The 23449-nt window shown below is 41.1% G+C and carries 18 protein-coding genes; 13 read left to right on the forward strand and 5 right to left on the reverse strand.

Features of this window, described 5'->3' with window-relative positions; translation table 11 throughout:
• The first annotated feature begins 14 nt into the window (after nt 1-14).
• The 3 genes from AM629_RS06745 (at nt 15) to mog (ending at nt 3012) form a co-directional block, all read left to right on the forward strand.
• Entirely contained in the window at nt 15-1226 is a 1212-nt protein-coding gene (locus AM629_RS06745; RefSeq protein ID WP_054477355.1) for an MFS transporter, read from the forward strand.
• 167 nt (nt 1227-1393) lie between these two features.
• Entirely contained in the window at nt 1394-2347 is a 954-nt protein-coding gene (gene tal, locus AM629_RS06750) for a transaldolase (protein ID WP_054477357.1), read from the forward strand.
• Between the two features lie 89 nt (nt 2348-2436).
• Nucleotides 2437-3012, forward strand: a complete 576-nt coding sequence (gene mog, locus AM629_RS06755) for a molybdopterin adenylyltransferase (protein WP_054477403.1) — start codon at nt 2437-2439, stop codon at nt 3010-3012.
• Between the two features lie 200 nt (nt 3013-3212).
• Here mog and satP read toward each other — a convergent pair whose 3' ends face one another.
• Complete coding sequence (gene satP, locus AM629_RS06760; RefSeq protein WP_054477359.1) at nt 3213-3785, reverse strand: acetate uptake transporter; 573 nt, start codon at nt 3783-3785, stop codon at nt 3213-3215.
• A 439-nt stretch (nt 3786-4224) separates the two neighbouring features.
• On the opposite strand from satP, the gene dnaK reads away from it, so the two are divergent.
• Together dnaK and dnaJ are read left to right on the forward strand one after the other, a co-directional pair.
• On the forward strand, nt 4225-6135 hold the full coding sequence (gene dnaK, locus AM629_RS06765) for a molecular chaperone DnaK (protein WP_054477361.1): 1911 nt from the start codon (nt 4225-4227) through the stop codon (nt 6133-6135).
• A gap of 108 nt (nt 6136-6243) precedes the next feature.
• Entirely contained in the window at nt 6244-7374 is a 1131-nt protein-coding gene (dnaJ, locus tag AM629_RS06770; protein ID WP_054477362.1) for a molecular chaperone DnaJ, read from the forward strand.
• A 102-nt stretch (nt 7375-7476) separates the two neighbouring features.
• Here the strand turns inward: dnaJ and AM629_RS06775 are convergent, their stop codons facing one another.
• From AM629_RS06775 to AM629_RS06785, 3 genes are all read right to left on the reverse strand, one after another.
• The gene (locus tag AM629_RS06775; RefSeq protein ID WP_083451889.1) at nt 7477-8781 is read right to left on the reverse strand and encodes a carbohydrate porin; all 1305 of its coding nucleotides are present in this window, start codon (nt 8779-8781) and stop codon (nt 7477-7479) included.
• On the reverse strand, nt 8765-10186 hold the full coding sequence (locus tag AM629_RS06780; protein WP_054477363.1) for a glycoside hydrolase family 1 protein: 1422 nt from the start codon (nt 10184-10186) through the stop codon (nt 8765-8767). The genes AM629_RS06775 and AM629_RS06780 overlap by 17 nt, the downstream gene beginning before the upstream one ends.
• Nucleotides 10187-10259: 73 nt before the next feature.
• Nucleotides 10260-11708, reverse strand: a complete 1449-nt coding sequence (locus tag AM629_RS06785) for a PTS transporter subunit EIIC (protein WP_054477364.1) — start codon at nt 11706-11708, stop codon at nt 10260-10262.
• Nucleotides 11709-12263: 555 nt separating this feature from the next.
• Between AM629_RS06785 and AM629_RS06790 the strand changes: the two genes are divergently transcribed.
• From AM629_RS06790 to nhaR, 5 genes are all read left to right on the forward strand, one after another.
• Complete coding sequence (locus AM629_RS06790) at nt 12264-13118, forward strand: PRD domain-containing protein (protein ID WP_054477366.1); 855 nt, start codon at nt 12264-12266, stop codon at nt 13116-13118.
• Between the two features lie 113 nt (nt 13119-13231).
• Nucleotides 13232-15082 (forward strand): beta-glucoside-specific PTS transporter subunit IIABC, encoded by a 1851-nt coding sequence (locus AM629_RS06795; protein ID WP_054477368.1) that lies wholly within the window; start codon nt 13232-13234, stop codon nt 15080-15082.
• Nucleotides 15083-15596: 514 nt separating this feature from the next.
• Complete coding sequence (locus tag AM629_RS06800; protein ID WP_054477370.1) at nt 15597-15860, forward strand: helix-turn-helix domain-containing protein; 264 nt, start codon at nt 15597-15599, stop codon at nt 15858-15860.
• 169 nt (nt 15861-16029) lie between these two features.
• Complete coding sequence (nhaA, locus tag AM629_RS06805) at nt 16030-17196, forward strand: Na+/H+ antiporter NhaA (protein WP_054477372.1); 1167 nt, start codon at nt 16030-16032, stop codon at nt 17194-17196.
• A 222-nt stretch (nt 17197-17418) separates the two neighbouring features.
• A complete protein-coding gene (gene nhaR / locus AM629_RS06810; protein ID WP_054477374.1) occupies nt 17419-18333 on the forward strand; it encodes a transcriptional activator NhaR in 915 nt (304 codons plus the stop codon).
• Nucleotides 18334-18490: 157 nt separating this feature from the next.
• On the opposite strand, the gene rpsT is transcribed toward nhaR, so the two are convergent.
• Nucleotides 18491-18754, reverse strand: a complete 264-nt coding sequence (gene rpsT / locus AM629_RS06815; protein ID WP_054477376.1) for a 30S ribosomal protein S20 — start codon at nt 18752-18754, stop codon at nt 18491-18493.
• 349 nt (nt 18755-19103) lie between these two features.
• Here rpsT and ribF point away from each other — a divergent pair, with 349 nt between their 5' ends.
• From ribF to lspA, 3 genes are read left to right on the forward strand one after another with little or no spacing between them, the layout of a single operon-like run.
• Nucleotides 19104-20048: a bifunctional riboflavin kinase/FAD synthetase gene (ribF, locus tag AM629_RS06820; RefSeq protein ID WP_054477377.1), complete on the forward strand. Its 945-nt coding sequence runs from the start codon at nt 19104-19106 to the stop codon at nt 20046-20048.
• A 24-nt stretch (nt 20049-20072) separates the two neighbouring features.
• Nucleotides 20073-22886: an isoleucine--tRNA ligase gene (ileS, locus tag AM629_RS06825; RefSeq protein WP_054477380.1), complete on the forward strand. Its 2814-nt coding sequence runs from the start codon at nt 20073-20075 to the stop codon at nt 22884-22886.
• A complete protein-coding gene (gene lspA / locus AM629_RS06830) occupies nt 22886-23389 on the forward strand; it encodes a signal peptidase II (RefSeq protein ID WP_054477381.1) in 504 nt (167 codons plus the stop codon). Before ileS ends, lspA begins: the two co-directional genes overlap by 1 nt.
• Nucleotides 23390-23449 lie beyond the last annotated feature (60 nt).

A 23449-nucleotide genomic window follows, 5' to 3' on the forward strand; every position in this document is an offset into this window, starting at 1 on the left:
AAATGGGATAAGATATGGAGAATAAAAACAAGCTATTATCCTCTGATGTAATATCTATCTTTGGTACAGGAATAAGTGAAATAGCGCTTCTTTCACTTGTATATTCAATTACCAAGTCGGAGATAGATACGTCTTTAATGGTATCTTTAAGGTTAACAGCGAGTATATTAGTTTTTGTAGTTATTGGCGGGCTAACTGCTCGGTTGAGTATGCGGGCTATTTGTATTTCTTCGGATTTCTTCCGGGCAGTAACAATATTTCTTGCTGTATTTGTCAATAATATGTATTTATTATTTTTCATATCTTTCCTGCTGTCATTTTTTTCAGGTTTAAATATATCGATAAGGTCAGTGGCGTACCAAGTATTTGTCAGCTCAGAAGAAAGAGTTGCTTTTATATCAAAGCAACAATTCTATTATGGGTTGCTCTCTATATCCTCTCCGTTGATAGCAGGTTTTTTGATAAATATGATTTCAATACGATCTTTATTTCTTATTGAATCAATGTGCTTTATGTTATCAATTATATTTTTATTTTTTATCAGTGATTGGGGAACTAAAATAAAGGAAAAAGATATTTCTATGAAATATGGTGGTTTAGAATATATTATCAAGAATAATACTCAGAGAAATATATTATTATTCAGGATAAGTATTTTAACTGCAATGGTGTCATACCAAGTGATTTCAACCTATATAATGACTTCTCACTATGCAACAATTGTCTCTTTATTTAGTGAATTATATTCGTTTTCTTTTTCTGATTTAATTGCTTATTTTTCCTTTTTAGCTTCTGTTTCGATGTTATTTGGATCTTATTTTTCTAGCTACTATTTCAATATAAGTAAATTAAAAAAATCTTTCTTTCTTGGTTCTCTATTGATTGCAGTTGGGAGTATTCTTTGGGCTATGCCTTTGTCAAAAAGTGTCCTGTTATTTTATACTTTGGGAACTATGCTTATTTTTATCGGACTCTCTTTTTTAAGGATATCTCTCTATACATCAGGGCAAGAGCTGACCCCAGAAAAATATTTTGCTAGAATAATATCGTCTTCGGATGCAATTTCAAGAAGTTACCAGTCAGCCTTTGGTATTATCATAATAGGGTTAATCCCTTTGCTAGGAAGTAGTATTTTATTTCTCTTTTTTGCAATGTGTTCTTTGAGCTCAGTTTTTGTTGCAAAGAAAATAAGTGCCGACGTTGAGAATAAACTCACATTAAAGTAATTTTTTGTGAAAAAATTTATCTTCTAATTCCCGGGAGCATAGTATAACTCTGTGACCGGTGTGAGTGATCGTTTTACCGCCTTGCAGCAAGATCTTACCGTGTTATTATCAATGGATGGCGCAGCCACAATGCCACAATTTCACGCATAACGATGAGATATGACAAAATGACCGATAAACTAACCTCCCTGCGTAAACTGACAACAGTAGTAGCAGATACCGGGGATATTGCGGCGATGAAACTTTATCAGCCACAAGATGCGACAACTAACCCATCTCTGATCCTTAACGCTGCACAGATCCCTGAATACCGTAAACTAATTGATGAAGCAATTGCGTGGGCGCGCGAACAGAGTAACTCCCGTGAGCAGCAGATTGTAGATGCCAGCGATAAACTGGCGGTGAATATTGGTTTGGAAATTCTGAAATTGATCCCAGGCCGTATCTCTACTGAAGTAGATGCTCGTCTATCTTATGACACCGAAGCCAGTGTCGCTAAAGCTAAGCGCCTGATAAAGCTGTATAACGAAGCGGGTATCAGCAATGATCGTATTCTGATTAAACTGGCTTCAACCTGGCAGGGTATCCGTGCGGCTGAGCAGTTAGAAAAACAAGGTATTAACTGTAACCTGACTCTGTTGTTTTCCTTTGCTCAGGCGCGTGCTTGTGCCGAAGCGGGAGTTTACCTGATTTCGCCATTCGTTGGTCGTATCCTTGACTGGTATAAAGCGAACAGCGATAAAAAAGAATTCGCGCCACACGAAGATCCAGGCGTTATTTCTGTGACCGAGATCTACCAATATTATAAGCAACATGGCTATGACACCGTTGTTATGGGAGCAAGTTTCCGTAATTCCGGTGAGATCCTGGAATTGGCTGGTTGTGACCGTTTGACTATCGCCCCTGCGCTGTTGAAAGAATTATCTGAAGCTCAGGGTGAGATTGAATGTAAATTGGGTTATACCGGTGACGTTAAAGCGCGTCCAGAGCCACTGAATGAAGCTCAGTTCTATTGGGAACACCATCAAGATGCAATGGCAACAGAAAAACTGGCGGATGGTATCCGTAAATTTGCTGTAGATCAGGGCAAACTTGAGAAGATGATCGCTGATCTGCTGTAATGATAGGTCATAAACTATTCTTTTAGTTTTAAAGGCGGCATAATTAGCCGCCTTTTTGCTATTAGTTAATTGTGTTGATTGAGGTTTATATGAATGAGTTGCGCATTGGTCTGGTATCTGTCTCTGATCGTGCATCAAGCGGTGTTTATCAGGACAAAGGGATTCCAGCGCTGGAAGAGTGGTTGAAAAGTGCTATTACGACACCTTTCCATGTAGAAACTCGTTTAATCCCTGATGAGCAGATCATTATTGAACAAACCCTGTGTGAATTGGTGGATGAAATCGGTTGTCATTTAGTTCTAACTACTGGTGGAACTGGCCCAGCTCGTCGGGATGTGACTCCTGATGCCACATTGGCGGTTGCAGACCGTGAAATGCCGGGTTATGGCGAACAGATGCGCCAAATTAGCTTAAAATTCGTTCCAACAGCAATTTTGTCCCGTCAGGTTGGCGTGATCCGCAAGCAGGCTCTTATCCTGAACCTACCAGGGCAACCAAAAGCAATAGCAGAAACGCTGGAAGGCTTGAAAGGCGAACATGGTGAAGTTCTGGTACCCGGCATTTTTGCCAGCGTGCCGTATTGTATCCAACTGCTGGATGGCCCGTATGTTGAAACCGATGACAAGGTAGTTGCTGCTTTTAGACCGAAGAGTGCTCGTCGCTGAGCAATGAGCTAACTGTAGAAATAATCAAAAAATCGAGCTTAATCTGACATCTATCAAGACTAGCACTGAAAATAAATCCACAAAGATTGATTGCCTGTTATTGGGGCTGACACCCCATAACAGGCTAAAAATAACCCATAATATCAGGGCAACGGCCCTTGATGAGTTATAGGTTATGGCGTGCAAGGTAAAAACTTGGTTTATGACGGTTTTATTTCGCCAATTGGTAGGACAGTACGGCCATATTGCTCATTCAGCACTTCTGCCATTGCCAGATAAAATGCACTGGCACCACAAATTATCCCTTCATAACCGGCAATGGTTAGCAGAGCGGTATTTCCGGTAAAGTTTCCGATAGCTAACATAGCAAATAGCAGCGTTAGGCCGCCGAAGATAAATTGTAGCACGCGGTTAGTTTTAAAAGTGCCAAAGAACATAAACAGAGTAAAAATACCCCACAGGCCAAGATATACCGCTAAATACTGACTGCTGGTGACTTCTGCCAGTCCCATTTTGGGTAGGAATAACAACCCGACCAGACTGAGCCAAAACAGTCCATAGGAGGTGAAAGCGGTAGCGGCGAAAGTATTGCCTTTCTTATATTCGAAAAGCCCCGCAATGACTTGAGCTAGGCCGCCATAAAAAATACCCATACTCAGGATAACTGATGCCAGTGGGAAGAAACCTGCGTTATGCAGATTAAGCAGAATGGTTGTCATGCCGAATCCCATCAAACCTAAAGGGCCGGGATTTGCCAACTGATTAGTGCTCATAAGTCCTCTGAAAGAAAATCGTATACCCTTCATCCTTCAAGTCGCTGCTTTGTTGGCTGCTTTCATTTACCCCAGTCACATCGTTATCTATGCGCCTGAGAATGCGTTCACTTGCCACCGTGCTGCAAATTGAAATCTACTGGGTATAAAAGTAATAAATAGCAAAGGTGGCGAATCATAATGATCTGTCAGCAAGGAAACAATGACCTGTGAAATAATAAAAAGGTTTTTTTTTCACTCCCCCCCTTGATGCTGGTTTTAACGGCCCCATCTTATAATCAACCGCAGTTGCTAACCGCTGTCTTATACAGCTGATGTATATAAGCAAAGGTGAGGAATCGCATAAAGGCATAAAAATAGGTGCCATTGAAAAGCAGATACTTATCCTCATATTGATTAGCAACTTGACTGATTACGAATTTCTTGTGGAGGCGTTTAGATGGGTAAAATTATTGGTATCGACCTGGGAACTACCAACTCTTGTGTAGCTATTATGGATGGCACGACAGCTCGTGTATTAGAAAACAGCGAAGGTGATCGTACAACTCCTTCCATCATTGCATATACCCAGGATGGTGAAACTCTGGTTGGTCAACCGGCTAAACGTCAGGCTGTTACTAACCCGCAAAATACGCTGTTTGCTATTAAGCGTCTGATTGGTCGTCGTTTTCAGGACGATGAAGCACAACGCGATGTAGCTATCATGCCATACAAAATCATTGCGGCAGATAACGGTGACGCATGGTTGGAAGTGAAAGACCAGAAAATGGCTCCTCCTCAGGTTTCTGCTGAAGTTCTGAAAAAAATGAAGAAAACAGCTGAAGATTATCTGGGTGAGCCAGTAACTGAAGCGGTAATCACTGTACCTGCATATTTTAACGATGCTCAGCGTCAGGCAACAAAAGATGCCGGTCGTATCGCTGGTCTGGAAGTAAAACGTATTATCAACGAACCAACCGCCGCTGCACTGGCTTATGGCTTGGACAGAGAAGTTGGTAACCGCACCATTGCAGTTTATGACCTTGGCGGTGGTACTTTCGATATTTCTATTATCGAGATTGATGAAGTTGACGGCGAAAAAACCTATGAAGTTCTTGCAACCAACGGTGATACTCACTTGGGTGGTGAAGACTTCGATAGCCGTATGATCAACTATCTGGTTGACGAATTTAAGAAAGATCAAGGCATTGATCTGCGTAATGACCCGCTGGCAATGCAGCGTCTGAAAGAAGCAGCAGAAAAAGCGAAAATCGAGCTCTCTTCTGCACAGCAGACTGATGTTAACCTGCCGTACATCACGGCGGATGCGACTGGTCCTAAGCACATGAACATCAAAGTGACCCGAGCGAAACTGGAGTCACTGGTAGAAGATCTGGTCAAACGCTCTATGGAGCCTGTGAGGGTTGCATTGCAAGATGCGGGTTTGTCAGTTTCTGATGTGAACGATGTGATTTTGGTGGGTGGTCAAACCCGTATGCCAATGGTCCAGAAAGTGGTCGCTGATTTCTTCGGTAAAGAGCCACGTAAAGACGTGAACCCTGACGAAGCGGTAGCCATGGGTGCAGCAGTACAGGGTGGTGTTCTGTCTGGTGATGTGAAAGACGTGTTGTTGCTGGATGTAACGCCTCTGTCTCTGGGTATCGAAACTATGGGTGGCGTGATGACAGCCCTCATTGCGAAAAATACCACAATCCCAACCAAACACAGCCAGGTGTTCTCTACAGCAGAAGATAACCAAGCTGCGGTAACTATCCATGTGTTGCAGGGGGAGCGTAAACGTGCCGGTGATAACAAATCTCTGGGCCAGTTTAACCTAGATGGTATTCAGCCAGCTCCGCGTGGTATGCCTCAGATTGAAGTGACTTTTGACATTGATGCTGATGGTATTTTGCATGTGTCTGCTAAAGACAAAAATAGTGGCCGCGAACAGCAGATCACTATCAAGGCTTCTTCTGGTCTGAATGAGGAAGAAATTCAACGGATGGTTCGTGATGCAGAAGCTAACGCGGAATCTGATCGTAAGTTTGAAGAGTTGGTACAGGTTCGTAACCAGGCAGATCAACTAGTTCACGGCACTCGTAAGCAAGTAGAAGAAGCAGGTGACAAACTGCCAGCAGAAGATAAAGCAGCTATTGAAAGCGCTGTTGCTGAATTGGAAAAAGTCGCCAAAGGCGAAGATAAAGCTGATATCGAAGCGAAAATTCAGGCTTTGGTGCAGGCTTCCGCTAAGCTGTTAGAAATTGCTCAGCAGCAGGCTCAGACGGGGGCAGCAGCAGACGCTGGTGATAGTGCGAAAAAAGATGACGACGTTGTAGACGCTGAATTCGAAGAAGTGAAAGACAAAAAATAATTGCCCTTAGCGGGCGCGGTGATAGTTATGACAACTGTTGCTGATTAACCGGCACGGGCGTTGAGGGAACTCTGCGCCCGTGCGCGCATGTTAAGGGTAAAATAAGAGATGGCAAAGAGAGATTGTTACGAGGTTTTGGGCGTTTCCAAAACAGCGGACGAAAAAGAGATTAAAAAAGCCTATAAACGACTGGCAATGAAATATCACCCCGATCGTAATCAGGGCGATAAAGATGCAGAAAGCAAATTCAAAGAAGTTAAAGAAGCTTACGAGATCCTGACGGATGATCAGAAACGCGCTGCCTATGACCAGTATGGTCATGCTGCTTTTGAACAAGGCGGTATGGGTGGTGGTGGATTCGGTGGTGATGCCGATTTCAGTGATATCTTTGGTGACGTTTTCGGTGATATCTTCGGCGGTGGTCGCCGTCAGCAGCGCCAAAGCCGTGGTGCTGATTTGCGTTACAGCATGGAATTGACGCTGGAAGAAGCGGTCCGTGGTGTGACCAAAGAGATCCGCATCCCGACACTGGAAACTTGTGATGTATGTCATGGTAGCGGTGCTAAAGCAGGAACCAGTCCTGTAACCTGTTCAACCTGTCAGGGCGCAGGTCAGGTTCATATGCGTCAGGGCTTCTTTACTGTTCAGCAGCCTTGTCCACACTGTCATGGCCGTGGTCAGATCATTAAAGATTCTTGTAATAAGTGTCGTGGTCATGGGCGTGTTGAAAAATATAAAACATTGTCTGTCAAAATCCCGGCGGGTGTGGACACCGGTGACCGTGTTCGTCTGAGTGGTGAGGGCGAAGCCGGGAGTAATGGCGCACCCGCTGGTGACTTGTACGTTCAGGTACAGGTGAAACGGCACCATATCTTTGAGCGTGAAGAAAATAATCTTTATTGCGAAGTGCCAGTTAACTTTGCAATGGCGGCGTTGGGCGGAGAAATTGAAGTACCAACGCTTGATGGTCGTGTGAAACTGAAAATACCTGCGGAAACCCAGACGGGTAAAATGTTCCGCATGAAAGGCAAAGGCGTTAAATCTGTTCGTGGCGGCGTTCAAGGGGATTTGCTGTGCCGGGTAGTAGTAGAAACACCGGTTAAATTGAACGAAAGGCAGAAAGAATTACTGCGTGAATTGGGTGAGTCTTTAGGCGGTACTGGTGGTGAAACCAATAGTCCGCGTTCTAAAAGCTTCTTCGATGGCGTAAAGAAATTTTTTGATGATTTGACCAAATAATAGCTAATTTTTCCACGTAAATAGAGCTGCATTTCTGATGTAGTTCAGATTGTTGACTAAAGTCCTCGTTTTCATACGAGGACTTTTTGCCTTGGTTGAAGATCATAAGCTAAAGGTAATTTGTGTGAGCAAATTATAAGCATCGTCCTCTTTCGGTGTTACTGATGGATGGTGGGTATACGATAAGCTGTTCGTCCAATAGATTCCGTTGGAAACACGATATGAATATGACGCGGAAGCGGTTGCACTATAACTTTCAGCAACTTGACCATTGCGGGCAAAGTAATCTTTCGCATCATCACTGAACTTATTGTATGACAAACCAAGAGTAAGCATATCGTTTGGGCGTGAATTGAGTAGTCCAATGCTAAACAGTGATAATGAAACATCGGCGTTAAACAAGTTACGATCCTTTGGTGCGTAATTGGCTTTACCGTCAATATACCAGCCACGGAAAGGCATCGATGCATCCGGCTTGGTTATCTGGCGGGTAGCCGCTATATAATGAGAATAGGTATAATCTTCATATTTTGAGTTGTTATAGTTAAAATAAGGCGTTTTATTAAACACCGAGCCGCCACGAATCCAGATCATACTTTCCGTTTCATCGGCATTAACACGATAACCTAATTCATTAATGATCAATGTACCCGCACTAGGAACTTTCCAGCGCAGACCGTAAGTATTGTATTTTGAATCTGCTTTTAAACCTTCCGAGCTTTGACTTCTGGCAACTCCAATGTGGTCATACCAGCGTTTATTTTTCGATAAAAATCGAATATCTATTGATGGGCTGGGTTTTGTACTGGGCAAGCCAGCTTGGGACAACATTACGCTGGTTGGCCCCAAAGCCGATGATGCGGTACTGCTACCTAAAAATAAGCCATAGAAATGAGAAAGCAATGTTGTATAGCCGTAATTCAATATCACCCTATCATTGAACAAGGGCTGGTTAATAGAGAAAGCGGAGATAAAAGGGTGCCCATCTTGACCATTATTTTTAAAGTTATTATAGGCGTAGTTTAGACCTACACGCAGTTGCGCCTTATCACTGAAACCAATCCGTGATAAATCATAGGTCAGTTCTGTAGAAACAAAATTACCGGTGGTTAAACGTTGACCTACATAATTAGGATTAGGTGTATTTTTCCAGTTTCTTGAAAGGTCATAGGTTAAGTTTGTTAGCATTTGAAAATTTGCATAAAAGCCTCGATCTGCCATTTCTTTTCTGAGACCGCCCCATTCGGGAAATACAGTATCACATGCAGATGCGACCGAAGGTGTTTCCGGCCCTCTCGGTAAAAGGGGATCATATGAGCTACAGTTACTTTCTGCCGCCACATTTATATTGCTATACAGCAATATAAGTGGCAGCGTTGATAAAACAAATTTATTGGCTATTTTCATTTTTTGCTCCCGGTGCTTTAAGAATATTTCCGTGACTGCTTATAATATCTTTATACCAGTTAAAACTTTTCTTACGCCGACGCTCCAGTGTTCCATTGCCTTGATCATCACGATCGACATAAATAAATCCGTATCGTTTTGACATTTCGGCTGTAGAGGCACTGACTAAATCTATTGGCCCCCATGAGGTATACCCCAAGATCTGGACACCATCTTCAATGGCTTCTCGTACTTGGAATAAATGATCGTTGAGATATTGAATACGATAATCATCAATAATAGAGCCATCATCTTGAATAACATCTCTTGCTCCCAGACCATTTTCTACAATAAATAGTGGCATCTGGTAACGGTCATATAATGTATTGAGAAGATAACGGAGTCCTTGAGGATCTATTTGCCATCCCCACTCTGAACTGGCTAGATGAGGGTTTTTCACCGGATTAATCATATTACCTGAGGATTTAACAATATTTGGATCTGTAGTTGCACAACAGCTCATGTAGTAACTGAGAGAGAGGAAATCAACAGTTTCTTTTAGTGCTTGTTTATCTTCATCGGTTATATCAAGTGTAATATTTTGCTCTTTAAATAGGCGTGTCATATAAGATGGATAATATCCACGAGCTTGAACATCAAAAAAGAACAGTGATTCTCTATTCTTTTTCAATGATTCTAATACATCATCGGGATGACAGGTTAATGGGTAGTAAGATGTTGCTGCCACCATATTACCAATTTTTGCATCTGGAATAATTTCGTGGCAGGCTTTAACGGCTTTGGCACTGGCAACTAACTGATAATGCAGGGCTTGATAAATATCCTGAATTTTACTGCCTTCCGGCAACCCTGTACCGGTAAAGCAGGAAAAGAGAGACATGTTAATTTCATTGAATGTCAGCCAGTATTTTACTTTATATTTGTAACGTTCAAAAACAGTTCTGGCATAATGTTCAAAGAATTTAATTGTTTTACGATTTCCCCAACCACCATATTTTTTTACTAAGCCATAAGGCATTTCAAAATGAGAGAGGGTAATTAATGGTTGAATATGATATTTTCTCATTTCATCAAAAAGGCGATCATAAAAAGCTAGACCATTTTCATTCGGTATTTCTTCATCTCCTTCAGGAAATATACGTGTCCAGGCGATAGACGTTCTCAGGCATTTAAATCCCATTTCAGCAAACAGGGCAATATCGTCAGGATAACGATGATAAAAATCAATGCCGATATCCTTGATATTAAAATCATCCGTATTGCGCTCTATATTGCTGCCAATGACTCCATGGGGTTGCAGATCTGAGGTTGATAGCCCTTTTCCACCTATTTGATAGGCTCCTTCGACCTGATTTGCTGCTAATGCGCCTCCCCAAAGGAAGTTTTCTGGAAATTGTTTTTTCATGGTTTTCCTCTTTAATGATTTGTTAAACCTGCGAGATATCGTCTTAATGTGATTATTTCTTTCAACGTTTAAATTAATTTGTTGTGCGGGATATTATTTGTGATCCCTTAGTCTCTGACGGTACACCGAATAAATATGTTGCAATACAGGAGAAGATGAATGAACCCAGCGAACCCAATATTATGCTCCAGAAAGCGCTGTCTAATTCCCCGGTAGGAGAAATAAATGAGGTAAATGCAAAGACGCCCATACCGCCAAAGATGTGTGCTGTTCCCGAATAGAAACCGATAATACCGCCTCCAAGTGCCCCACCAATACAACCAATGATAAATGGGCGTTTTAGCGGCAGTGTTACACCATAGATTGCGGGTTCGGTAATACCAAAGAGGTTTGATATCAGAGCAGTGCCTGATAGCGCTTTCATTTTCTTATCGCGTGTACGTAACAAGACGCCCAATGTTGCTCCCGCCTGGCCAAATATTGCTGGTTGGAGCAGTGGGGAGAGCATATCTTTTCCTTGTGTCATCATATTATTGATAATTATAGGAATTAATCCCCAATGTAGCCCGAAAATAACGCAAACTTGCCATACAGCTCCCATTAAAATACCTGCAATGACGGGGTTTAGTTGATAGAAAAAGAGATATCCTGTTGCCAAACCATCACTAAGTGCCGTTGCTATAGGGCCAATTATCAGGAAGGTCAACGGAACAGTAATCAATAGGCACAGGAAAGGGGTAATGAGTGCTTTGAAAGAAGAAGGAAACCAGCTATTAAGTTTTTTTTCCAGAAAACAACTAAACCATGCTGATAAAATAATGGGAATAACTGTTGAGCTGTAATTAATGAAAGTAATCGGAATGCCTAAGAAATCTAAAGGAACAGCGGAGGTCGTTTGCGACAGTTTAAATGCTTCAGTCATTGTTGGATAGGTTAAGGCTGCCCCAATAACCATGGTAATAAAAGGGTTGCCACCGAACCGTTTACCTGCGGTATACCCTAATAGAATAGGCATGAAATAAAGCATTGCATCGCCAGTAGCGAATAAAATTTTATAGGTGCCACCTTCTGGGTCCATCCAGTTAAATACGCTAGATAAAGCGAGTATTCCTTTAATCAATCCGGCAGCGACTAGTACGCCTAATAGTGGTGTGAAAATACTGGAAATAATATCAATTGCTACATTAAGAATACGTTTTAAGCCTTTTGAATTATCTTTTTTTATCTCTTGCTGTGACGTTACACTTTGTTTAACCTCGGGATTTTCTGCGTTACCTTGTAAATATTTATTATTGATATTATCGTAAACATCTCCTACATGGCTGCCAATAACCACTTGGTATTGACCACCGCTCTCTACGACGGTAATAATTCCTGTAGTTCGTTTGAGTAATTCACTATTGGCTAAGTTTCTATTTTTAAGTTTAAACCGTAAACGTGTAGCACAATGGACAAGGCTCGATATATTCTCTTTCCCCCCTATTGCGCAGACTATCTCATCAGACAGACTTTCGTACTTCATTAGATTTCCCCTTTTTTAAGTTGAAAACAGCGAAAGGCCGAATTAAAGTCAAAAAAAAACCTAACCCATGATCTTCAATAGCCCTAGGATAGGGATATATCGTAGATGATGGATTAGGTTTTGCCCGACATTGGTCGCAACCAAGTCGGTAACAAGCCTATTAATCAATATTTAGAAACTAGTTACTCTTTATGATTCTTGCAAGTTATTAGGATTAATTTTAGCGAAAATGTGATTCTTATCATAAATACAGTAGATAAATTGAGAATATTGCAGTGTCATTGACTTTATAAAAATTATGTCTTAGCCTGAGGGATGAAATATCTATATGAATATAGTGTACAGGAGTGTCACTGACTCGATCAGGCACAACCAAGTCACGGATGTATTTTGCCTATTCTATATACCCAATGGATTTCAAGATGTATCGCGACGGCAAGGGAGAATAGATAACTCTGTGACCGGGGTGAGTGAGTGCAGCCAACAAAGAGGCAACTTGAAAGATAACGGGTATAGGTTAGTGCAGATAATGGTTTATCCTGTAAGGTATATCTTTTGTTAACTATAATAAAACTCATAAATAATAATGTGGTCCTTGCTATTGATGAGAATAATAGCGAAATGATTCTCATGGATAAGGGTATCGGATTTAATAGGAAAAAAGGGGATAGGTTGCATGTTCAAGATGTTGCAAAAGTTTTTACTGTTGAAAAGCACTATAAGATAAGTCAGATCCTTTCTACTATCCCTGTTTCAGTTATAGAGTTAACAGAACAAATTATCACATTAGGGAAAAATTTTCTTGCCAAACCGATTAACGATTCATTACTCATTACGTTATCAGAACATTTAAGTTTTGCCTTTGAGCGTGTAAATAAAGGATACCAGATTGGTAATGTCTTACAATGGGAGATCCCGCATCTTTACCCGTTGGAGTATGAAGTAGGTAAACAGGCACTTATCCATATTAATAACCAGATTGAACAACCGTTACCGCCGATAGAAGCTTCATTGATTGCCTTGCATTTTGTTAATGCTCAATATGAAGGGCAAACTATGGGGGATACATTAAAATTAACGAACTTAATTAATAAAACTGTTAAACTTATTCACTATTATTTTCATGTTAATCTTGATCCAACATCAGTAAATTATTCTCGTTTTATTACTCATCTGCGCTATTTCTTAATCAGACAAAATAAAAATGATCTCTCGTCTGCTATTGAAATGGATTTTTCATTGCAAGAATTGATAGAAGAAAAATACTTCAAAAGTTACAATTGTGCGGTGAAGCTAATTAGATATTTGAGGGAAAAATATCAATGGAAGGTTCCTGATGATGAGTTGATTTATTTGGTTATTCATATAGAGCGGGTGGTCAATGATAGTTATAAGGCAAAAGATTCATGATAAGTGCATCATTAAGTGGATGTGTAGACAGGTATTAACTTAAGCAATGACTGAGATTAATGTATTTGTATTTATTTGATTTTTTTGATAATAAATTATAGGTGGTGATTAAAATGAATTATGAAGAGTTTGCGAGAGACATTATTGTATTTCTTGGAGGAGGAGGAAATATAAGTAAGAGTTGGCATTGTGTTACTCGATTGCGTTTTAATATTATAGATGATAGTAAGGTAGAGATTACTTCTATAAAGAAAATGCAAGGGGTTATGGGGGCGCGCTTTCACAGCGGACAGTTGCAAATAATTATTGGTAATAGAGTTATTGAAATATTTAATGAAATAATTAAGCAATTAAAAGAAACTTCGGGAAATTGTGATGAGTCAAAAAGTAATGTCATTAGCCACATTCTTGATATAATTTCAGGTATATTTGTTCCAATATTACCGGCAATCGTAGGATCTGGTTTACTTAAAGGTGGGTTGATTTTTTTCAATACGATGGGTTGGATTTCAGAAGAAAGTAATGAGTATAAATTATTATATGTTATTTTTGATGCTCCTTTGTATTTCCTACCTATTCTTGTGGCTTTTTCGGCAGCAAGAAAATTTAAAACTAATGAGTTTATTGCTGCAACATTAGCGTGTATTTTAATTTATCCAACATTATCTAACCTTGTCAGTACCTCTAGTGGAGAATATTTTGATGTGTTTGGTATTTCTATTCCGATTATTCATTATGGCTATACTGTTATTCCAATTATTTTAGGTGTTTGGTTGCTTAGTTATATTCATCGATGGGTAGATAGATTTATTCCTGTAGTATTAAAAATGGTACTGACACCCTTATTGGTGTTATTGATTTCTGTACCAATTATATTGGTTATTGTTGCCCCATTGGGAAATACAATTGGTTTGTATATTGAACAGGTGTTCGTAATGTTATTTTCTGTAATTGGCCCCCTTACCGGATTATTTCTGGGGGGAATTATACCTGTGCTGGTGATTACGGGGATGCATTATGCTTTTTTGCCGAGTGTTTTTGCTAACTTTAAATCTCTCGGATACGATTTTATGTTATTACCAATCAGTTTCGTCAGTAATATTGCTCAAGCCGGTGCTACATTGGCGGTTGCAGTTAAAATTAAAGATAGACAGATGAAATCATTAGCTTATTCATCCTCATTCTCTGCGTTTTTAGGTATCACCGAGCCAGCGATGTATGGTGTTACTCTTAAATTAAAAAAACCTTTTTATGCTGCCTTAATTGGTGGGGCGGTTGGTGGCGCTATTGTAGGTATTCTTTCTATAAAAATATTTGCTTTTAGTCTACCAGGATTGGTGTCATTACCTTTTTATGTGCAAAAAGATAGTAACAACTTACTTTTTATTTTGTTTGCCATTTTCAGTAGTTTCTTAGTCGCATTTATACTTACATTACTCATGAAATTAGAATCTAATGTTGATTCTATGGTATTAATAAAGCCTCGTTTTTCAAAGACAAAGAAAATCACATTACTTTCTCCGATGACCGGTAAAATTGAACCTCTTTCAAGTGTACCTGATGACATTTTTTCTGAAAAAATTATTGGTGATGGTGTTGCTATTATTCCTACAGAAGGGGTGGTTAAAGCGCCTTTTAATGGCAAGGTTTCAATGATTACGCCAACTGGACATGCTGTTGGTTTAATCTCCGATCAGGGGATTGAATTATTAATTCATATTGGTATTGAAACCGTAGGTTTGCAAGGAATAGGTTTTAATTTGCAAGTGATAGAGGGACAGAGAGTGAGGGTTGGTGATGTATTAGTTAATTTTGATCTGGGGTTTTTTCAAGAGAATAAAATCCAGATTATATCGCCAATTATTGTGACGAATAGCGAAGAATACCACTCAATAACGCCTAAAAAGAAAAAAAGAGTTATTGGATGTAAAGATGATTTGTTGGTTGTTAATTTATATTCATAATGTTTTTGGGGATTGAGAAATTGCTGTCTAATCAATTTCAATATCTATTAATTATTTACACTATTATCTTGTTATTATTGTCTTGTTTTGTCTATCGAATTATTAGAATTTATTTAAGTGTGTAAAATTTGAAGAAAAAATATATTTCTCACAACATGAGTTTATGTTGAATACTAATATTGCAAGGTGGGAAATTAAACAATTTACATTGACAATCAGCTCTAAAAGGGCTAATTTTCATTGCGCAATATATAAAGATAGCGGAATGGCCGCAGCCTGGCATCCCTAAAAAGGGAGAACGCTGAGCACTACTGAAATGACTACTGCTGAACTCGAAAAAATCCACGCTGAAATACAAAATTAATGGCGGAAACGGCAAAGATAAATCGTGAAGCTATGTGGTACCCGATTGTTGTTGCTTCTAGCCTTATTGGAGCAGTAGCTACCATTACAACTCTATTGCTCAAATTCATTTAATTAATTGGCCCCGGAAGGGGGTTTTTCTGGAATATCTATGCGACTGATTGGTAATTATTCTCCTCCTACTACTGAAGATCTCATTAAGCTTAAAAAGGAATTAGGCTTTACAGGAGAACAAATGGCTGACTTGGCAGGAGTTTCCGGTAATAATCAATGGAGAAAATACACGGGTGGGAAAATGCCTCGTGTTATTTCTCCACACATTCTATTTTATATAGCGACACAGTTAACATTATCAGAAGATGATTTAAACCGCATTTTGGCTAAGATGAGGGAAATTGGTGCTAATGTAAGATAAATAGGGTTTCCCCATTTAACGATTTCCTCTGATTGATAATCCACTTTATTGAGATGTAGATCATCAATAGATCGATTTTAACGAATCATTTTGGCTATAAAATCGATTTTTTTCGAAATTATACTTAAGGTACTATCCATAGCCCGATCAATTTCAGAGGCTAATCATCTTGACAGCAATTATTCGTCAATTCCTGAAGTTAGAAGCGGCTGGAGGGCTTCTTCTTATCATTGCTGCCATTATTGCGTTGATAATGGCAAACTCGCCATTACAAGGTATTTATCAGCAATTTCTTAATATTCCAGTGGTTATACAATTCTCTGCACTGGAGATCAATAAGCCCTTATTATTGTGGGTTAATGATGGCTTAATGGCCGTTTTCTTTTTAATTGTTGGTCTAGAAGTTAAGCGTGAACTATTGGAAGGTTCTTTAGCTGGACGTGATAAAGCTGTATTTCCAGTCATAGCTGCTATTGGTGGTATGGTCGCTCCGGCACTGATATATCTATTATTTAATGGTAGTGATGAGTTTAACCGTCAAGGATGGGCTATTCCTGCTGCAACAGATATTGCTTTTGCTCTTGGTGTAATGGCGCTGCTGTCTAAGCGAGTACCAACTGAACTCAAGGTTTTCCTACTGGCATTAGCGATTATTGATGATCTGGGTGTTATCGTGATCATCGCTCTGTTTTACACCAAAACGGTTTCCCTAGTGGCACTTGGATTGTCAGCTGTGATGATGGCTGTGCTGATGTGGATGAATTGGCGTGGTGTTGAAAAAACATCGGCTTATCTGGTTATTGGCTTGATCCTTTGGGTCTGCATCCTGAAATCCGGTATTCATGCAACTTTGGCCGGAGTCATCGTTGGTTTTCTTATTCCTTTGCGCTGTCAGAATGGTCATTCACCATCTGAATCACTTGAGCATGGATTGCATCCTTGGGTGGCGTATCTTATTTTGCCGTTATTTGCATTTACTAATGCAGGAGTTATCCTCAGTGGAGTGACTCTGGATGGTTTAATCGATATGTTACCGTTGGGTATTGCCATAGCTTTGTTTCTTGGTAAGCCATTGGGAATTTTTCTTTTCAGCTATATTTCCATCAAGATAGGATTTGCTAAGCTGCCACAAGAGATTAATCTTAAACAGATATTTGCTGTTTCCGTTCTTTGTGGCATTGGTTTTACGATGTCTATCTTCATTTCAGGATTGGCTTTCGAAGACGCAGATAAATCTTTCAGTACCTATTCCCGCTTGGGGATTCTGATGGGTTCAACAATAGCGGCTATGATGGGGTATGGCTTATTACGGATGGTCTTACCAAAGAAAAAGTGATGGCAGAGTGGTGATAAATTCATTAATTTAACCGAATGAAGTTCTACGTTTTTAGAGAAAATTCCGAACTGACTCATCATTTTTGTACTCGCGGTACAATAACTAAAATTGTATCGCGGATTTTTATGTAGTGAAAAAACAGAAAATCGCCGGGAGACGGTGAATTAGTAATGTATGGCTGGCGTTGTCTACCAGACGAAAGCGATACATAAGGAAAAACGTATGCGGGTGTCACATCTGAATTTTAATCATCTCTATTATTTCTGGCATGTTTGCAAGGAAGGCTCTGTGGTTGGGGCGGCAGAAGCCCTTTATCTAACACCTCAGACAATCACAGGACAGGTAAAGGCACTGGAGGAGCGATTAGGCGGGAAGCTGTTCAAACGTCAGGGCAGGGGATTGGTGCCATCAGAACTGGGACAACTTATCTTCCGCTATGCAGATAAGATGTTTATGCTGAGTCAGGAGATGTTAGATATTGTTAACTACAGCCGTGAATCTAACCTTTTATTTGATGTTGGTGTTGCGGATGCACTGTCTAAACGTTTGGTTAGCCAGGTATTAAAAACTGCGGTTGTGGAACATGAGCAGATTCATTTACGTTGTTTTGAATCAACTCATGAATTGTTACTTGAACAACTTAGCCAGCACAAACTCGATATGATATTGTCTGATTGCCCGGTGGATTCTTCCCAGCAGGAAGGATTGTTCTCAGTAAAACTGGGTGAATGTAGCATTAGCTTCTTCTGTCGGCAGCCGATCCCGGAAAAGCCTTTTCCTGAATGTTTGGAAGAACGCCGTTTGCTGGTTCCTGGACGTCGCTCTATGTTGGGGCGTAAATTGTTGACTTGGATTCGGAATAAAAATCTTCAGGTTGAAGTTTTAGGGGAGTTTGATGATGCCGCATTAATGAAGGCGTTTGGTATGTACCATAATGCGATTTTCGTTGCGCCGTCTTTGTATACCAATGATATTTTTGCTGACAATGACATTGCTGAAATTGGTCGGTTGGATGCAGTACAGGAAGAGTATTATGTGATTTTTGCTGAACGCATGATTCAACATCCGGCTGTTCAAAGGGTATGTAATAAAGATTTTTCTGCTTTGTTTAATGTGCCACCTAAGAAGCGCACTTAAAGAATAACTGATTATATCCTTCATATTTCAAGTGGCTGCTTTGTTGGCTGCTTTCGCTTACCGCCGCGCTGCAAATTGAAATCTATTGGGTATAGATGATTGCAAATACGAAAAAACCGGCAAAGGCCGGTTTTTTAGCGCTTCAAATAAACGCAAATTATTGCATTGCGTTGATTCGAGCTGTCAGATTAGATTTATGACGTGCTGCTTTATTTTTGTGGATCAGACCTTTACAAGCGTGACGATCGACAATAGGTTGCATGTCATTGAATGCTTTCTGTGCAGCTTCTTTATCACCAGTAGCGATAGCAGCATCTACCTTCTTGATGAAGGTACGCACCATAGAACGGCGGCTAGCATTGTGCTGACGACGTTTCTCAGACTGTATAGCGCGTTTCTTAGCTGATTTGATATTAGCCAAGGTCCAACTCCCAAATATATTCTATCGAGGACAATTAAAGGCCGAGGAATATGCCTGTTCGGTCTTCTTTTGTCAATGGATTTGTGCAAATAAGCGCCGTTGTACTGCGGCACTTGTTTCGTTGTGATGGCGCAGGATTTTATCAGCTTACTTAGCTGGAATACAGTCTTTCACAATAAAAATCTCATTGAATAGTCCAGATAAGAAATAAAATGAATATTTTACGGGATTCTTGCCCGTTTTTGTTGTATGAATCATGGTGATTAATTTAAACCATCTTATGATGGCGGGTTAACCTTGAGCTTTGTACAAGGTATAATTTGGTCATTTCCAGGGTATTGAGCCAGCTATGGAGCTAATTCGCGGTATACGTAATATCCGGGCGCGTCACCATGGTTGCGTGCTGACGATTGGTAATTTTGATGGTGTCCATAGAGGCCACCAAGCACTATTGAAGCACTTAAAACGCGAAGGGCAGCGTCTGGGATTACCGGTAATGGTCATGATTTTTGAGCCACAACCCCTAGAAGTTTTTGCCAAGGGTAATGCTCCAGCGCGTCTGACGAGATTGAGGGATAAAGCCAAATATCTCGCCCAGTGTGGAGTGGATTATTTATTATGTGTGAAATTTGATAGACGTTTTGCAGCAAATATGCCAGAAGCCTTTGTTTCACGGTTGCTCGTGGAAAAATTGGGTGTTAAGTTCCTGGCTGTAGGAGATGACTTTCGTTTTGGCCAATCTCGCAGTGGTGACTTTGCCTTTTTACAGCAGGCGAGTGAGAAATATGATTTTGAAGTGACTAACAGCGAAAGTTTTTGTGATAGCGGCTTACGGATCAGCAGTACGGCTATCCGTCAGGCACTGCAAAATGATGATTTGGTATTAGCTGAAACATTATTGGGACATCCATACAGCATTTGTGGCCGGGTCGTTCATGGTAAACGGCTGGGGAGCACGATTGGTTTCCCAACTGCTAATTTACCATTAAAACGTTTAGTAGCTCCCGTACAAGGTGTTTATGTCGTTGAAGTCTATGGTTTGGGAGATAAGCCTTTACCGGGTGTTGCTAATATTGGTACACGTCCAACAGTCTCTGGTCAGGGTCAACAACTTGAAGTACATCTGATTGATACCCAAATGGATCTGTATGGGCATCATATTGATGTGGTGTTACGCAAAAAACTGCGTAACGAGCAGCGGTTTGCTTCTCTTGATGCACTCAAGCAGCAAATTGCAAATGATTTGGTTGCTGCGAGGGAATTTCTCAAACAGCTACCTGTGTCATGTATCTAGCGGAAAATTGGAATTGAGAATCGAATGAGTGACTATAAAAATACCCTGAATTTGCCAGAAACAGGGTTTCCAATGCGCGGAGATTTAGCAAAGCGCGAACCAGATATGCTAAAGCGTTGGTACAAAGATGAGTTGTATCAGCTAATTCGTAAAGCAAAAGCCGGTAAAAAAACATTTATTCTGCATGATGGCCCTCCATATGCGAATGGTAGTATTCATATTGGTCACTCAGTAAATAAAATTCTCAAAGATATTATTATTAAATCCAAAGGGATGGGAGGATATGACTCCCCATATATTCCCGGTTGGGATTGCCACGGTTTACCTATTGAGCTTAAGGTTGAGCAGATTATTGGTAAGCCCGGGGAAAAATTTTCCGCCGCTGAATTCCGTGCCGAGTGCCGTAAATATGCCAAAGAGCAGATCGAAGGTCAGAAGAAAGATTTTATCCGTCTGGGCGTATTAGGTGACTGGGAACGTCCATATCTGACGATGGACTTTAAGACCGAAGCCGATATCATTCGTGCGTTAAGCCGTGTTATTGCCAATGGTCACCTGTTGAAAGGAGCTAAGCCGGTTCATTGGTGTACTGAGTGTGGTTCTTCACTGGCTGAAGCAGAAGTTGAGTATTACGACAAAACTTCTCCGTCTATTGATGTGCGCTTTAACGCCGTTGATGTGGCCGCTGTCTGCGAGAAATTTGGTGTGCAGGCATTGAGTCAGCCAGTATCTCTGGTTATCTGGACAACCACACCATGGACATTGCCGGCTAACCGGGCAATTGCTCTGCATGCTGAATTTGACTATCAATTAGTACAGATTGAAGATGAGTGTCTGATTCTGGCTGCTGATTTGGTCGAAAGTGTGATGAAGCGTGCCGGGATTACGTCGTGGATAGTGCTCGGTCATTGTGCAGGTTCTGCGCTGGAACTGTTACGCTTCAAACATCCATTTATGGGCTTTGATTCACCTGTTGTTTTGGGCGATCACGTTACATTGGATGCGGGTACCGGTGCTGTTCACACTGCACCAGGCCATGGTCCAGACGACTTCGTCCTTGGTCAGAAATATGGTTTGGAAGTAGCAAACCCGGTTGGGCCGAATGGTTGCTATCTGCCTGGGACTTATCCTTCTTTAGATGGCATGTTTGTCTTTAAGGCAAATGATGTTGTTTTGAATATCCTGCGTGAAAACAATGCACTGTTGCATTTGGAAAAATTACAGCACAGTTATCCTTGCTGCTGGCGTCACAAGACACCTATCATTTTTCGTGCCACGCCGCAGTGGTTTGTCAGCATGGATCAAAATGGTCTGCGCAAACAATCTCTGAACGAGATCAAAGGGGTCCAGTGGATTCCTGGCTGGGGTCAAGCCCGTATTGAAGCCATGGTTGAAAACCGCCCTGACTGGTGTATTTCGCGTCAGCGTACTTGGGGCACGCCTATGTCCCTGTTTGTCCATAAAGAGACAGAACAGCTTCATCCGCGTACTATCGAGCTGATGGAAGAAGTTGCAAAACGTGTTGAAGTTGATGGCATTCAGGCGTGGTGGGATCTGGACCCCGCAGAACTGTTGGGTGATGACGCCGCTAATTATGTCAAAATTTTTGATACGCTGGATGTATGGTTCGATTCAGGATCAACTCATTCGTCTGTTGTTGACGCCCGTTCTGAATTCCAGGGTAACTCGGCGGATATTTATCTTGAAGGTTCAGATCAGCACCGTGGCTGGTTTATGTCTTCTCTGATGATCTCGACTGCCATGAAAGGCAACGCGCCTTATCGCCAGGTATTGACACATGGCTTCACGGTGGATGGTCAGGGCCGTAAGATGTCTAAGTCTATCGGTAATACAGTCAGTCCGCAGGATGTGATGGATAAATTAGGGGCGGATATTCTACGTTTATGGGTTGCCTCTACCGATTACACGGGTGAAATCGCGGTATCTGATGAAATCCTCAAACGTTCTGCTGATGCATATCGACGTATTCGTAACACGGCGCGTTTCCTGCTGGCAAATTTGAATGGCTTTGATCCTGAACAGCATATGGTTAAGCCAGAAGAGATGGCTGTGCTGGATCGCTGGGCTGTAGGTCGTGCTCAGACGGCTCAGGCAGACATTGCTAAATGCTATGAGGAATATGATTTCCACACGGTTGTTCAGCGTTTGATGCAATTCTGTTCCGTGGAAATGGGATCATTCTATCTTGATATTATTAAAGACCGTCAATACACAGCTAAAAGCGATAGCTTAGCTCGTCGCAGTTGCCAAACGGCTTTGTATCATATTGCAGAAGCACTGGTTCGCTGGATGGCGCCTATCCTCTCCTTCACAGCGGATGAAGTTTGGAATGAGCTGCCTGGCAAACGCGCTCAGTATGTATTTACAGAAGAGTGGTATGACGGCTTGTTTGGTCTGGCCGCAGGCGAACAAATGAATGATACTTTCTGGGCTGATCTACTGGCGGTTCGCGGTGAAGTTAATAAAGTATTGGAGCAGGCCCGTGCAGACAAACATATCCGTAGCTCATTGGAAGCCGCGGTGACTCTGTATGCAAACAACGAATTGGCGGACAAACTGAACAGTTTGGGGGATGAATTACGTTTCGTTCTGTTGACCTCTCAGGCATCTGTTGCTGGTTATGAGCAAGCTAGTGAAGATGCACAGCAAAGCGAAATCGATAGCCTGAAAATTGCTTTCCGTAAAGCGGATGGTGAAAAATGTCCTCGTTGCTGGCATTACGCTAAAGATGTGGGATTGGTGGCGGAGCACGCAGAACTTTGTGGCCGCTGTGTAACTAATGTTGCCGGTAACGGTGAAGAGCGTAAGTTTGCCTGATGAATAGACCCATTTGCTCCACTGGCCTTCGCTGGCTTTGGTTAGTTGTTGTGGTATTGGTTTTGGATCTGAGTAGTAAACAGTTAGTGCTTAAGCATTTTCATCTGTTTGAATCCGTTCCACTGATACCTTATTTTAATCTAACTTATGCCCAGAACTTGGGGGCAGCTTTCAGTTTCCTCGCAGATAAGGACGGCTGGCAGCGTTGGTTCTTTGCATTAATTGCTGTTGGTATTTCAGTTGTGTTAACGGTAATGATGTATCGTTCCAGTGCGAAGAAGAAACTGAGTAATATCGCTTATGCCCTAATTATTGGTGGAGCATTGGGTAATCTGTTTGACCGGTTGGTTCATGGTTTTGTCATCGATTTTATCGATTTTTATGTCGGCGACTGGCACTGGCCAACCTTTAATGTTGCTGATATAGCGATATGTATCGGGGCTGCATTAGTTATTATTGATAGCTTTTTCGGCCAAGATGAAAAAAAGGTCAATGCAGGATAACAGCCTATTTTAGTAGATAATTTGGATTTAAGCAGTGTGCGGAAACTAAGTCGCGCATTA

The organism is Photorhabdus heterorhabditis (assembly GCF_001280945.1).
Taxonomy (GTDB): domain Bacteria; phylum Pseudomonadota; class Gammaproteobacteria; order Enterobacterales; family Enterobacteriaceae; genus Photorhabdus; species Photorhabdus heterorhabditis.

Excerpts from the sequence above, each read along its gene's own strand:
- AM629_RS06745 (WP_054477355.1), top strand. The coding sequence starts at position 15 with ATGGAGAATAAAAACAAGCTATTATCCTCTGATGTAATATCTATCTTT.
- tal (WP_054477357.1), top strand. The coding sequence starts at position 1,394 with ATGACCGATAAACTAACCTCCCTGCGTAAACTGACAACAGTAGTAGCA.
- mog (WP_054477403.1), top strand. The coding sequence starts at position 2,437 with ATGAATGAGTTGCGCATTGGTCTGGTATCTGTCTCTGATCGTGCATCA.
- satP (WP_054477359.1), bottom strand. The coding sequence starts at position 3,785 with ATGAGCACTAATCAGTTGGCAAATCCCGGCCCTTTAGGTTTGATGGGA.
- dnaK (WP_054477361.1), top strand. The coding sequence starts at position 4,225 with ATGGGTAAAATTATTGGTATCGACCTGGGAACTACCAACTCTTGTGTA.
- dnaJ (WP_054477362.1), top strand. The coding sequence starts at position 6,244 with ATGGCAAAGAGAGATTGTTACGAGGTTTTGGGCGTTTCCAAAACAGCG.
- AM629_RS06775 (WP_083451889.1), bottom strand. The coding sequence starts at position 8,781 with ATGAAAATAGCCAATAAATTTGTTTTATCAACGCTGCCACTTATATTG.
- AM629_RS06780 (WP_054477363.1), bottom strand. The coding sequence starts at position 10,186 with ATGAAAAAACAATTTCCAGAAAACTTCCTTTGGGGAGGCGCATTAGCA.
- AM629_RS06785 (WP_054477364.1), bottom strand. The coding sequence starts at position 11,708 with ATGAAGTACGAAAGTCTGTCTGATGAGATAGTCTGCGCAATAGGGGGG.
- AM629_RS06795 (WP_054477368.1), top strand. The coding sequence starts at position 13,232 with ATGAATTATGAAGAGTTTGCGAGAGACATTATTGTATTTCTTGGAGGA.
- AM629_RS06800 (WP_054477370.1), top strand. The coding sequence starts at position 15,597 with ATGCGACTGATTGGTAATTATTCTCCTCCTACTACTGAAGATCTCATT.
- nhaR (WP_054477374.1), top strand. The coding sequence starts at position 17,419 with ATGCGGGTGTCACATCTGAATTTTAATCATCTCTATTATTTCTGGCAT.
- ribF (WP_054477377.1), top strand. The coding sequence starts at position 19,104 with ATGGAGCTAATTCGCGGTATACGTAATATCCGGGCGCGTCACCATGGT.
- ileS (WP_054477380.1), top strand. The coding sequence starts at position 20,073 with ATGAGTGACTATAAAAATACCCTGAATTTGCCAGAAACAGGGTTTCCA.
- lspA (WP_054477381.1), top strand. The coding sequence starts at position 22,886 with ATGAATAGACCCATTTGCTCCACTGGCCTTCGCTGGCTTTGGTTAGTT.